10 protein-coding genes are annotated in these 13,500 nt (G+C 34.0%); 1 reads left to right on the top strand and 9 read right to left on the bottom strand.

What is annotated here, in order from left to right; all coding sequences use genetic code 11:
• Positions 1-2: 2 nt before the first annotated feature.
• The 6 genes from polA to citZ all read right to left on the bottom strand — a co-directional run bounded on the left by polA (position 3) and on the right by citZ (position 8,728).
• Complete coding sequence (polA, locus tag KM885_RS02320; RefSeq protein WP_047185378.1) at positions 3-2,642, bottom strand: DNA polymerase I; 2,640 nt, start codon at positions 2,640-2,642, stop codon at positions 3-5.
• A gap of 116 nt (positions 2,643-2,758) precedes the next feature.
• Complete coding sequence (gene pnpS, locus KM885_RS02325) at positions 2,759-4,126, bottom strand: two-component system histidine kinase PnpS (protein WP_047185379.1); 1,368 nt, start codon at positions 4,124-4,126, stop codon at positions 2,759-2,761.
• Positions 4,123-4,821 (bottom strand): response regulator transcription factor, encoded by a 699-nt coding sequence (locus KM885_RS02330; RefSeq protein ID WP_047185380.1) that lies wholly within the window; start codon positions 4,819-4,821, stop codon positions 4,123-4,125. The genes pnpS and KM885_RS02330 overlap by 4 nt, the downstream gene beginning before the upstream one ends.
• A 334-nt stretch (positions 4,822-5,155) precedes the next feature.
• A complete protein-coding gene (gene mdh, locus KM885_RS02335) occupies positions 5,156-6,094 on the bottom strand; it encodes a malate dehydrogenase (protein ID WP_047185381.1) in 939 nt (312 codons plus the stop codon).
• 113 nt (positions 6,095-6,207) lie between these two features.
• A complete protein-coding gene (gene icd / locus KM885_RS02340) occupies positions 6,208-7,479 on the bottom strand; it encodes an NADP-dependent isocitrate dehydrogenase (protein ID WP_047185382.1) in 1,272 nt (423 codons plus the stop codon).
• Between the two features lie 127 nt (positions 7,480-7,606).
• Entirely contained in the window at positions 7,607-8,728 is a 1,122-nt protein-coding gene (citZ, locus tag KM885_RS02345) for a citrate synthase (protein ID WP_047185383.1), read from the bottom strand.
• Between the two features lie 307 nt (positions 8,729-9,035).
• Here citZ and ytvI point away from each other — a divergent pair, with 307 nt between their 5' ends.
• On the top strand, positions 9,036-10,142 hold the full coding sequence (gene ytvI / locus KM885_RS02350) for a sporulation integral membrane protein YtvI (protein ID WP_047185384.1): 1,107 nt from the start codon (positions 9,036-9,038) through the stop codon (positions 10,140-10,142).
• Between the two features lie 5 nt (positions 10,143-10,147).
• On the opposite strand, the gene KM885_RS02355 is transcribed toward ytvI, so the two are convergent.
• From KM885_RS02355 to pfkA, 3 genes are all read right to left on the bottom strand, one after another.
• Positions 10,148-10,537 (bottom strand): FxsA family protein, encoded by a 390-nt coding sequence (locus tag KM885_RS02355; RefSeq protein WP_047185385.1) that lies wholly within the window; start codon positions 10,535-10,537, stop codon positions 10,148-10,150.
• 96 nt (positions 10,538-10,633) lie between these two features.
• Entirely contained in the window at positions 10,634-12,394 is a 1,761-nt protein-coding gene (pyk, locus tag KM885_RS02360) for a pyruvate kinase (RefSeq protein ID WP_047185386.1), read from the bottom strand.
• A 24-nt stretch (positions 12,395-12,418) separates the two neighbouring features.
• Positions 12,419-13,381, bottom strand: a complete 963-nt coding sequence (gene pfkA / locus KM885_RS02365) for a 6-phosphofructokinase (protein WP_047185387.1) — start codon at positions 13,379-13,381, stop codon at positions 12,419-12,421.
• Between the last annotated feature and the right edge of the window lie 119 nt (positions 13,382-13,500).

Here is a 13,500-nt window from a genome sequence, read left to right on the forward strand (position 1 = left end):
CCTTACTTTGCATCAAACCAACTATCCCCAAAAGCGTAATCCACTTTAAGAGGAACCCTTAATTCTACAGTACCTTCCATCATTTCCGGTACGATTACCTTTAACTTTTCCACTTCTTCCCTTGGAGCTTCGAGAATTAATTCATCGTGTACTTGTAGCAACATGCGTGCTTGCATTTTCTCTTCCTTCAATTTCGTATGCAAATCAATCATTGCTTTTTTAATAATATCTGCAGCACTTCCTTGAATAGGAGAATTCATTGCTGTCCGTTCAGCAAAACTTCTCACATTAAAATTTCTACTGTTTATTTCTGGTAGATATCTTCTGCGATTCATAATTGTCGTTACATAACCATTTAATTTTGCTTCTTGAACAATTTCTTCCATGTAGTTTTGTACACCGGTATAAATATCAAAATAACGATCAATAAATTGTTTTGCTTCTTTTCTAGAAATTTTTAGATTCTGTGATAATCCAAAATCACTTATTCCATAAACAATTCCAAAGTTTACTGCTTTTGCTTGCCTACGCATATTCGCAGTCACTTCGTCCGCTTCAACATGGAAAACATCCATAGCGGTTTGCGTATGAATATCTAGATTATTCTGGAATGCTTGAATTAGTTTTTCATCCTTTGATATATGGGCCAAAACACGTAATTCAATTTGAGAATAATCCGCAGCAAACATGACCCAATCTTTTTCCGACGGCACAAATGCTTTACGGATCTTTCTACCTTCCTCTAATCGGATTGGAATATTTTGTAAGTTAGGATCAACAGAACTTAATCTGCCAGTTTGTGTCAACGCTTGATTAAAACGGGTATGAACTTTATTTGTTTCTTTATTGATTACCTTTAATAATCCTTCAATATAAGTTGATTGGAGTTTGCCCAATTGTCTATAAAGCAATAATTTCGGGATGATTTCATGCTCATCTACAAGTCGTTCCAGAACATCTGCAGCAGTAGAATATCCTGTTTTTGTTTTCTTAATAACGGGAAGCCCTAATTTCTCGAATAAAATCGGACCTAGTTGTTTTGGAGAATTAAGGTTAAATGTTTCCCCCGCCAGTTCATGTACTTCTTTTTCTAGAGTATCTAGTCTTGCCTTTAAATCTTCGCCCATTTCTTTAATTTTGTTCGTATCAATTAGTACTCCCTGATGCTCCATTTCTCCTAAAATGAGTGCAATGGGCATTTCCAATTCATTTAATAAGGTAAATTGTTCATTTTCTTTTAATTTCTCTTCCATTTTATCTTTTAAATGAAATAATGTATTTGCCTTCCGAACAATATGCTCAGCTAGTTTTTCCTGTTCAGGAACCTTCCACTTTGCACCTTTTCCGTATACTTCTTCATCAAACAAGACATCCCTATATCCCATCCGGTTTGCAATGGCAGGTATATCATGGTTATTTTCTGAAGGGTTTAACAAGTAAGAAGCTAATAACATATCAAAACGAATCCCTTTAATATGAATTTCATTTCGTAATAAAGAAACTAATGTCTTTTTAGCGTCAAAAACTTGTTTTTCCTTTGTTTCATCTTCTGCCCATTTTTTAAACACATCTGAATGTAAAGCAACATCAACAGGTACAAAGAATTTTTTATTTTCATTTACAATACTAAATCCTAAAATATCGTCAGAATGATAATTTTCTCCAGCCAATTCTACGATAAATGCATCCTGATTCGTAAATAGTTCCTCTTTTACTTCATCAACTATCGTAAATTCAATCTCTTTTAATTCTGTTGGTGCATCACTATCTATTGAATCTGCAGATACTTTATCTAAAAGCGATAAAAATCCCAATTCTTTAAACTTTGTACTTACCTCATGTTCCGAATAACCTTCATATACAATATCGTCTATTTTTATTTCTATAGGAGAGTCCCGATTAATAGTCACTAAATCTTTACTCATAAAAGCATCATCTTTATGAGTAGCCAATTTTTCTTTTAGTTTCTTTCCACTAACATCATCGATATGTTCGTAAACTTCCTCTAAAGTTGGGTATTGCTTAAGTAGTTTAGTAGCTGTTTTTTGTCCTACTCCGGGTACCCCTGGAATATTATCCGAACTATCCCCCATTAAGGCTTTCAAATCAATAATTTGTTCGGGAGTAATCTCCATTTTTTCCATTAAAAACTCTGGGGTATATTGATCCACTTCGCTTATCCCTTTTTTTGTAACACTTACGGTAACTTTATCAGATACGAGTTGCAACATATCCTTGTCACCCGATATGACTGTTACATCGTAACCCTTTTCCTTTCCTTGTAAAGAAAGTGTTCCAATGATATCATCGGCCTCATATTGCTCCAATTGGTAATGCTTAATCTGAAAGGCATCAAGCAATTCTTTCAAAACCGGAAACTGTTCGGAAAGTTCTGGCGGAGTTTTTTGACGCCCTCCTTTGTATTCTTTATACGTTTCATGCCTAAAGGTAGTCTTTCCGGCATCAAAAGCTACTAATAGATGGGTGGGTTTTTCTTCTTGTAATATCCTTAATAACATCGTTGTAAATCCATAAACGGCATTTGTATAAACCCCTTTATCATTATTCAATAATGGAAGCGCAAAGAATGCACGGTAGATGATACTATTTCCATCAATCAAGACTAGTTTTTTTGTTGTCATGTATAATCCTCCAATTATCATTACACTTAAAATGCGTGTGAACAATCGCTTAAAGCTTATTTTATCATTTAATCTGAAGGAAATAAAAACAAACACCTACTTTGTGTCAGTAGATGTTATTTCCTAGGTAGATAAATATGGATATGTGTACCTTTATTGATTTCACTATCTATTTCAATTTTACCATCATGGACATCTACAATGTGTTTAACAATTGCAAGCCCTAATCCTGTCCCACCGGTGTTCCTACTTCGCGCTTTGTCCACTCGATAGAATCGTTCAAAGATACGCGGTAAAACAGCCTTATCAATTCCCATACCAGTATCTGAAACATGGATGTGTACGTATTCTTCGGTTGAATTGATCGCTAGAGAGACTTTACCTTGTTCTTGTGTATAATGAATGGCATTATCTAATAAATTAATAATAATTTGTTTAATTTTTTCCTTATCTGCTTTAAACTTTAATTTTTCATCCACAGAAAAAGCAATGCTTATCTTTTTCTTCCTTGCCTTCATTTGATAAGCCGGAATGATGTCTTTTAATAACCCTTCCACATCAATTTCATTTACAATGAGCTGAAAATTCTCCTGCTCTAAGCGAGACAAGGTAAGCAAATCTTCAATAAGCAGTTGCATTCGATCACTTTCGTTATATATAATGGTTAAAAATTCTTTCGCAACTTCTTTATTTTTTAAATCATCTTCTAATAATGTTTCAGCAAAACCGCGTATAGAAGTAATTGGGGTTCTTAATTCATGAGAAACATTAGCAACAAAGTCTTTTCGCATTAATTCTAACTTTTTCAATTCTGTTATATCATGAATGACAAGAACAGCACCCTTTAGTCGGTTTTTTTCGTTAAAAATTGGAACTCCAATGATTTGGTAATATACTTTTTCTGTTCCTTCATAATGCGTAAATTCATTTTTAACATTTTCTTCATATAAAAAGGCATTTTGAATCGTTTTATGAAACACTTCTTCTTCCAGCACTTCATAATAAAGATAACCTTTATATTCTTTCATAGTTTTACCGTAAATCGTTAAAAATTTCCTGTTCACTAAATGAATATAGCCTTTTTCATCAATTAATACTAATCCATTTTCTGTATTTTCTATAATGGTAGTTAATTGTTCCCGTTGCATTTTTTCTTGGATAGAATATTCATTCATATTTCTTGCTAAAGAATTTATTTCTTTGCTTATTGTTCCAATAATATTGTTCCCTGAAAAGTGAAACCTTACCCGATAGTTCCCTTGATTTATTTCAGAGAGAATAGTAATTGCTTTACTCAACGGCTTCATATGATTAACGTTAAAAAATTGCAGAAATAATGTTAATATACAAAAGTTAATAATTAATATAGCAATAAGTATAATTACATTATCTACAATAGGAAATAAAAGCAATCCATTAATCACGGAAAGGACAAAAATGATAAGCATATAATATGAAAGTGGTTTTTTAATAAGACTTTTCATACCCTTGGTTCCTCCAGCTTATAACCAAGACCACGTACCGTCTTAATATAAACTGGCTTTTTTGAATTTGGTTCGATTTTCTCACGTAAATGGCTTATATGCACATCAACAATTCGCGTATCGCCAACAAAATCATAATCCCAAACACCGCTTAATAACTGATCCCTTGAAATGACCTTTCCTTTATTAGTTGCTAGAAAATATAGGAGTTCAAATTCCTTTCTTGTAAAGGTAATACTATTTGAATTTATTTCCGCTTCATATCTTTCCGGGTATATAATTAACTCACCTATGCGGATGGTAGAAAATTGCGAGGCTGGAGTCATATTTGATCTACGCAAAATTGCTTTAATACGTGCAATAACTTCTTTCGGGCTAAAAGGCTTCGTTAAATAGTCATCAGCTCCTAGCTCTAAACCAAGTATTTTATCAAATTCATCATCTTTAGCTGTTAACATGAGGATTGGTGTATCGTTTTTATTACTGCGCAAATATTTACAAACTTCCATCCCATCTATTTCAGGGAGCATTAAATCTAAAACTACCAAATTATAATCATTATTTTGTTCAATTTTTTGAATAGCTTCTTTTCCATCAAATGCAGTATCGGTTATATAGCCAGCTTTCTCTAAATTATAATTTAATAATGTTACAATGGACTTTTCGTCATCTACAATTAGAATTTTTTGCGCCACCTAAATACCCCCTATAGAAGTAAAGTTTTCTTTAATTCTAATATTACCATTGAATGATAGCAAACAGGGAAAAGTTAGGTGAATTTTACACTTTCTTTACATTATGGAGATCAACTGCTCCGTAAGTGCGACTAACCATCAGTGGTGGATGAAGTTCCCCCATTGATGGCAGTTTTCTTTATTAGATAACTTGGCATCCTCTATTAGTTCGGGGGTATGCCTTAGTTGTAAATATGTAGAGGCGAATAATTGGAGCGCCAGATGGGAAAGAATTTATACTTTCCCATCTGCAAAAAAACTTCTACTTATATATAAGTAGAAGTTCATTTATCTCTTATTCTAAAACGTTAAGTACTTTCTTTACTGATTCGGCTGATTTATCCAGTGCAGCTTTCTCTTCTTCGGTTAGATCTAACTCGATAATTTCTTCAATACCATTTCCACCTAATATAGTTGGAACACCTAAATAAATATTCTGGTAGCCATATTCTCCCTCTAAGTAAGCAATAGATGGAAGAATTCGTCGTTGATCCTTTAGTATAGCCTCTGCCATAACCGTTAAAGATGCTGCTGGAGCATAATAGGCGCTTCCATTTCCAAGTAAATTAACAATCTCCCCTCCACCAGTTCGAGTACGCTGAACAATCGCTTCAAGGCGCTCTTTGGAAATTAATTTCTCTAAAGGAATGCCACCTGCATAGGAATAACGGATGAGTGGGACCATATCGTCACCATGTCCTCCAAGAACAAAGCCAGTTACGTCTTTTACCGATACATTCAGTTCTTCCGCAACAAACGACCTAAACCTTGCTGTATCCAAAACACCAGATTGACCAATAACACGTTCTTTAGGAAATCCAGATTCCTTATAAACTGTATAAGTCATTGCATCAACAGGATTCGTTAAAACAACAATTGTTGTTTCTGGAGAATGCTTGACGATTTCTTGTGTAACATTTTTCATAATCTTAGCATTAGTATTTACTAAGTCATCACGGCTCATACCTGGCTTACGTGCAATACCTGCAGTAATAATGACAAGATCGGAATCTTTAGTATCCGCATAATCAGCTGTACCTATTACCCTTGCATCAAACCCCTGTACTGGAGCTGCTTCAGCCATATCTAGCGCTTTACCTTTAGTAGGGTTTTCCATATTTGGAATATCTACTAATACAACATCTCCCAATTCTTTTTGTGCAATCATTAGAGCGGTAGTTGCCCCGGTAAATCCAGAACCGATAACAGAAATTTTATTACGTTTTAATCCCATAAAAGATTAACCCCTTTTTGTTTTGATTGAAAATTCCAGTTGGTTTCCTTCCATATAGAAAGGATGGGTTCACCACAAAACTCGTGGTGATACCCATTATTTTTCAGGATTCATTATCCTAAATTTTTAATTAGCTCATCAGCGAATTCAGAACATTTAACTTCTGTAGCATTATCCATAAGACGTGCAAAATCATAAGTAACAACTTTTGATGCAATTGTCTTGTCCATAGAATTCATAATTAATTGTGATGCCTCTCTCCATCCTAAGTGATCTAGCATTAAGCACGCAGATAAGATAACTGATGATGGGTTTACTTTATCAAGTCCAGCATATTTAGGTGCTGTACCATGAGTAGCTTCGAAAATAGCGTGTCCAGTGTCATAGTTTATATTAGCTCCAGGAGCAATACCAATTCCACCTACCTGAGCAGCTAAAGCATCAGAAATATAGTCACCATTTAAATTCATGGTTGCTACTACATCAAACTCTTTTGGACGAGTTAGAATTTGTTGTAAGAAAATATCTGCTATAGCATCTTTAACCAGGATTTTACCTTGAGCTAATGCTTCATCTTGTGCTTTATTAGCAGCATCTTTTCCATCTTTTTCAACAATTCGATCGTACTCGGACCATGTAAATACTTTATCACCGAACTCTTCTTCAGCAACTTCATAACCCCATTGCTTAAATGCACCTTCTGTAAATTTCATGATGTTACCTTTATGTACTAATGTAACACTCTTACGATTTTCATCTAAAGCATATTGGATTGCAGAACGAACTAGACGTTTTGTCCCTTCTTCAGAAACAGGTTTAATACCAATTCCAGATGTTTCTGGGAAACGGATTTTATGTACACCCATCTCATTTTGTAAAAATTCGATTACCTTTTTAACCTCGTCTGTACCTTTTTGCCATTCAATACCAGCATAAATATCTTCTGTATTTTCACGGAAAATTGCCATATCTACATCTTCAGGACGTTTAACTGGAGAAGGTACCCCTTCAAAGTAACGAACTGGGCGAAGACATGTAAATAAATCAAGTTCTTGTCTAAGCGCAACGTTTAATGAACGAATTCCCCCACCGATTGGAGTAGTTAAAGGTCCTTTAATTGCAATTTTATACTCATTAATTTTATCTAACGTATCTTGTGGGAGCCATTCACCAAATTTATTATAAGCCTTTTCACCAGCATACACTTCTAGCCAATCGATTTTTTTAGAGCCATCATATGCTTTTTCAACTGCTGCTTCAATTACTTTTTTCGCAGCTGCCCAAATATCCGGACCCGTTCCATCCCCTTCAATGAACGGAATAATAGGATTATTCGGTACATTCATTTGTCCATTCTCTACTACAATTTTTTCTCCTTGTGTCATAAAAATTACCTCCTAGTATTATACAAATATACAAACTGAATAGTAGGAATAGCTTTTACCTACTATTCAATATTCTAATAGATTCATAAGAAATGGTAAAATAATAATGATTTTAATAATATTTAGACTATGAACGTTGTGATAAAGGTATATATTTTTGTTTTTGTGGGCCAATATACTCAGCTCTTGGGCGAATTAAACGATTATCTTCATACTGTTCTAGTATATGCGCTAACCAACCCGAAGTACGGCTCACCGCAAAAATAGGTGTAAATAAATCATAGTCTATACCTAAGCTATGATAAACAGAAGCACTATAGAAATCAACATTTGCAGGCAATCCTTTATTTTTCTTAATATAGTCCTCTATTTCAACAGACATGTTATACCATTTCTCTTGTCCTGTTATTTTAGTTAATTGTTTAGACATCTCTTTCAAATGTTTAGCACGCGGATCACCAGTACGATACACACGGTGTCCCATTCCCATTATTTTTTCTTTATTTGCAATTTTCTTCTCAATATATGGGATTGCATTCTCTTCTTCGCCAATTTCTAATAGCATTTTCATAACTGCTTCGTTAGCTCCACCATGCAATGGTCCTTTTAATGCACCAATTGCGGCAGTGATACCAGAATAAACATCAGATAATGTAGCAACACATACCCTTGCAGTAAATGTAGAAGCATTTAATTCATGGTCAGCATGTAATACTAATGCTTTTTCAATTGCTTCAACTTCGATGGAATTTGCTTGTTTTCCGTTCAACATATATAAGAAGTTTTCTGAATAGCTTAAGTCCTTTTTAGGTTTAACCGGTTCTTTCCCTTTACGAATTCTAGAAAACGCTGTTACAATTGTTGCGATTTTAGCTTGAATACGAATTGCTTTGCGCTTATTTGCATCCGCTTCCATAACATCTACTTCGTCATCGTATAAAGCAAGCATCGATACAGCAGTTCTTAAAGCAGCCATCGGATGTACTTTTGACATGTCGTAAGATTTTAAATGTTCATAAATCTCATTGGGAACTTCCATATTCTCCGCCAGCTCTTTTTTAATAGCATCTAGTTCTTTTTGATTCGGTAATTTTTTATTCCATAATAAAAAAACTACTTCTTCAAAACTAGCATTTTCGGCTAAGTCATCAATCGTATACCCAACATACGTTAGTTGATCATCTATGATCGAACTAATTTGTGATCTTGATGCTACTACCCCTTCAAGCCCTTTCGTAGTTGTTGTCATATGAAACATCTCCTTTTCTATATATGTTACTTACAACTTTCAGACAATATTTATATTACTTAGTATATCATTAATTCGTTTTTTAGGAAATATTCATTTATTTTTATATAAATATTGCCTTCCCCAAAATCAATTATAAAGTAAAACGAAGAGAAAGTGAATTGAAACCGTTTAACTTTTTAATTTAACGTAAAATACCTATTAAAATAGTACAAATTAGTATGGTAATTTATATGTCTATTTTTCTTCCAAGTAGCATAAGTAAAGTAAAAAGGAGATTGTAGATGCAGCTCATTGGGGGATACCTATGTATAAACGATATTGGATGCAATTTTCTCGTATTTTACTTTTAATGATTTTATTGTTGACTGGTTATTTTATCTTTGTTAATACACTTCCATATATATATCCAATCATTATTGCATTTTTAATAGCATACCTTATGAACCCTTTAGTAGATTTCTTGCAAAAAACACTAAATTTCCCAAGGGCTCTTTCTGTAATAATCAGTATTTGTATCATTATTTTTAGTTTACTTGGTATTCTTTTTATAGCGTTTTTAGAAATTTATCAAGGAACATTATTTCTAGCAGAAAAATTGCCAATCTATTTTCAAGAATTGGTTATTTATATGAAAGATTTCTTTAATACTTCTGTTTTACCAATTCAACAAAAAATACTATCAATTTTCTTGTCACTAGACACGACACAACAAACTACCATAAAAAATACCCTGGAAGAAATAATGAACCATATTGGATCAAAAGGGTCAACCTTTTTACAAGATTTTCTTATTTTTATTCCAAATTTCTTAAGCCATCTTCCCAATTCCATTGCCATTTTGATCTTTATTATTATTGGAACATTTATTATTTCCAATGAATGGTATTCGTTAAGGAAAAAAATAATTAAATTAATACCCAATAAAGTTAATTCCATCACCAAACAACTTAATATTCATTTTAAAAAAGGAATAGGGGGATTTATGAAGGCGCAGTTTACATTAATCGGTATCTCTGGCATAACCATTTTTACCGGGCTTCTCATTCTTAAAGTTGACCAAGCCCTAACCATTGCGGCATTTAGTGCTCTTGTTGATTTAATTCCTTTTGTTGGTATTGGTTTTATCTTTATTCCTTGGATTGTTTATTTATTTGTTAGCGGAAACTACACCCTAACTATCGGTTTATCCATCCTTTATATGATTGTTATTATTAGCAGGCAAATTTTGGAACCTAAGATTTTATCATCTAATATGGGGATACATCCTCTTTTAGCACTCATTGGTTATTTTATTGGATTTAAAATATGGGGACTAGTTGGATTAATTATTACCCCATTTATTCTTATTCTAATTAATGTATGTTATCAAACAGGTATATTTAAATTAGTTAAAACATTTGTTAAAGGGTAAACCATTTACCATCTTCGAAAAATAAAAGTTCCGTTACTCATTTTTCTTTTTATAAAATGATACAAAACCCTTTTTAGCGGCTTTCTCAATATCGGTAAAACAAGTAAAAGGCCAATGGTATCTGTAATAAAACCTGGAGATAATAAAAATACTGCACCTATCAAAATGCAAATTCCATCCATGATTTGTTCTGTTGGGACTTGCCCATTATTTATGGATATCCTTGCTTTTTGTAACGTATAGGTACCTTGTATCTTAGCAATCGTTATACCTATGATCCCTGTCAATAAAATTAGTAATACTACCCACCATGGGCCAATCTTTCCACCAATCCAAACAAAAACACCAATTTCACAAGCTGGAAGAATGAATAAAGCTAGTAATAACCATCGCATTTACCTAATCCCCCTATTATAACAATAAAAATCGGCAAAACAGCCGATTTTTATTGTTTATATTATTTAAGTCGTTCAAAAAGTATTGTACAGTTCTTAAAGTACTTTAGCATGACCTTTATAAATATCACCCTTAGAACCATCAATTGTAAGTTCTTGGCCATCTTCAATTATTTCAAATGCATTATCAACACCTACAATTACTGGAATTCCAAGGTTTAAGCCAACAACGGCAGCATGTGATGTTAGTCCACCTTCTACAGTAACAATTCCGCTCGCTTTTTCTAATGCTTGCATCATTTCTCGATCCGTACCATAGGCAACAACAATATCACCTTGTTGAACTTTTGAAATAGCTTCATCTGCATTTTTCACTTTTACTGCTTTTCCATATGCACTTTGCTTACCAATTCCTTGACCTTTAGCAATAACATCACCAATGACATGAACTTTAATCAAATTGGTTGTTCCACTTTCCCCAACCGGAACTCCTGCCGCGATAATGACACGATTTCCACGATGACATAACCCTGACTCAAGACCTTTGTCTATGGCAACACTTAACATCTCGTCAGTAGAAGTTGTTTGTCTTCCCATCACTGCATGAACACCCCACACAAGTGAAAGTTGACGATTTACTTTTTCATTAACTGTCACAGCTAATATAGTTGCTTTCGGACGGTATTTGGAGATCATACTTGGAGTATGTCCACTTTCTGTAGGGGCAATGATTGTATCAATATTTAGGTTCATTGCCGTATGGGAAACAGATTGTGTAATTGCTTCTGCAATGTTCATATCTACCTCTTTGGAGCGTTCTTCTAACACAGCATGATAGTCTAGTGCTGATTCTGCTTTTAATGCAATGTTATTCATTGTTTGAACCGATTCTACTGGATAATTACCCGCTGCTGTTTCACCAGATAACATAATGGCATCTGTCCCATCAAAAATAGCATTCGCTACGTCTGAAGCCTCAGCTCTTGTAGGACGTGGGTTACGTTGCATAGAATCTAACATTTGTGTAGCTGTTATAACTGGCTTTCCTGCATTATTACATTTTTTAATTAATTCTTTTTGTACTAATGGAACATCTTCGGCAGGAATTTCAACACCTAAATCTCCTCTAGCTACCATTAAACCATCACTAACTTGTAAAATGCGATCGATGTTGTCAATCCCTTCTTGATTCTCAATCTTAGGGATGATTTTGATATGTGTTGCGTTATTATTTTCTAATACCTCTTTAATTTCTAACACATCAGATGCACGACGAACAAATGAAGCTGCAATAAAATCAACATCCTGTTCAATCCCAAATTCAATGTCCTTTTTATCTTTTTCAGTTAATCCAGGAAGTTTAACAGAAACATTTGGTACGTTTACGCCCTTTTTATTTTTTATCGTTCCGCTATTTAATGCAGTTGTTCTAATTTCATTAGTATGTTTATCTATAGCAGTTACTTCCAATTCAATCAATCCGTCATCTAGGAGAATCTTAGATCCTTCGTGAACATCATCAATTAAACCTGGGTATGTAACTGAAAAACGTTCTGCAGTTCCTTCCATTTCATTCATAGAAATATATACTGTTTGCCCAGCAACGATTTCGTCTTGACCATTTACAAAACTACCTGTTCTTATTTCTGGACCTTTCGTATCTAAAAGGATCGCTACTGTTTTCTTTTTATTTTCAGCTGCCATACGGATATTTTTTATTCTAGCACCATGTTCATCAAAATCCCCATGTGAAAAATTTAATCGAGCCACATTCATTCCAGCATCGATTAGCTTTTCCAATGTTTCAACAGACTCTGAAGCAGGTCCAATTGTACAAACGATTTTAGTATTTCTCATTATTGTATTCCTCCTAAGCGGTAATTAAATCGATAATTCTTTGGATAAATTATACATTCCCTTATTTAAATGGTGTTTACCCGATAAAATATCATCGATGTCATTATCCACTATTTCGTTATTTCGTATTCCAACCATTCGGTCGGATTTATTTTCAATTAAAAGTTCTACAGCCCTAGCACCGAGACGACTTGCTAAAACTCTATCTTGAGCAGTCGGAGAACCTCCACGTTGAATATACCCTAAAACAGTAACTCTTGTTTCTATTCCAGTTTCTTTCTTTATCCGTTCACTAAATTCAAAAGCATTACCAACACCTTCCGCTAATACGATAATGCTATGTCTTTTACCTCTTTCGCGACTACGTTCCAACCGATGAATTATATTCGAAAATTCTTCATCTACCTCTGGAATTATAATACTTTCTGCACCACCAGCTAATCCAGCCCATAATGCTAAATCACCAGCGTTTCTTCCCATAGTCTCAATAATATATGTACGCTCATGAGATGTTGCTGTGTCACGAACTTTATCAATTGCTTCTAAGACTGTATTTAAAGACGTATCAAACCCAATGGTAAAATCAGTTCCTGGTATATCGTTATCAATAGTTCCTGGAACCCCGATACAAGGAAATCCTCTACTTGTTAATTTCTGTGCACCACGGAAGCTACCGTCTCCACCAATAACAACAAGACCTTCGATACCCCATTTATTTAGTTGCTCGATAGCCCTTTGTTGTCCTTCTTCTGTTTTGAATTCCTGACTTCTGGCCGTAGCTAATATAGTACCACCACGGTGAATAATATCACCAACAGAACCTAGATCCATCTTTTTAATGTTACCTTCCATTAATCCTTGATAACCATATCTAATTCCGTATACTTCAATATTATGGTATATTGCTTTTCTAACTACAGCACGAATTGCAGCATTCATACCGGGTGCATCTCCACCACTCGTTAATACACCGATTTTTTTAAGCATTTTTTCCACCTCAGTAGACTTAAATTTAATTTATAAAAGCTGTACTAATTCATTTTAAACAGCTGTTTCATATAATCGATATATGTTTAAGATAAATTAAAACTCCACAAATATCAACA

This window comes from Oceanobacillus caeni (assembly GCF_019037185.1).
Classification (GTDB): Bacteria; Bacillota; Bacilli; order Bacillales; family Amphibacillaceae; genus Oceanobacillus; species Oceanobacillus caeni.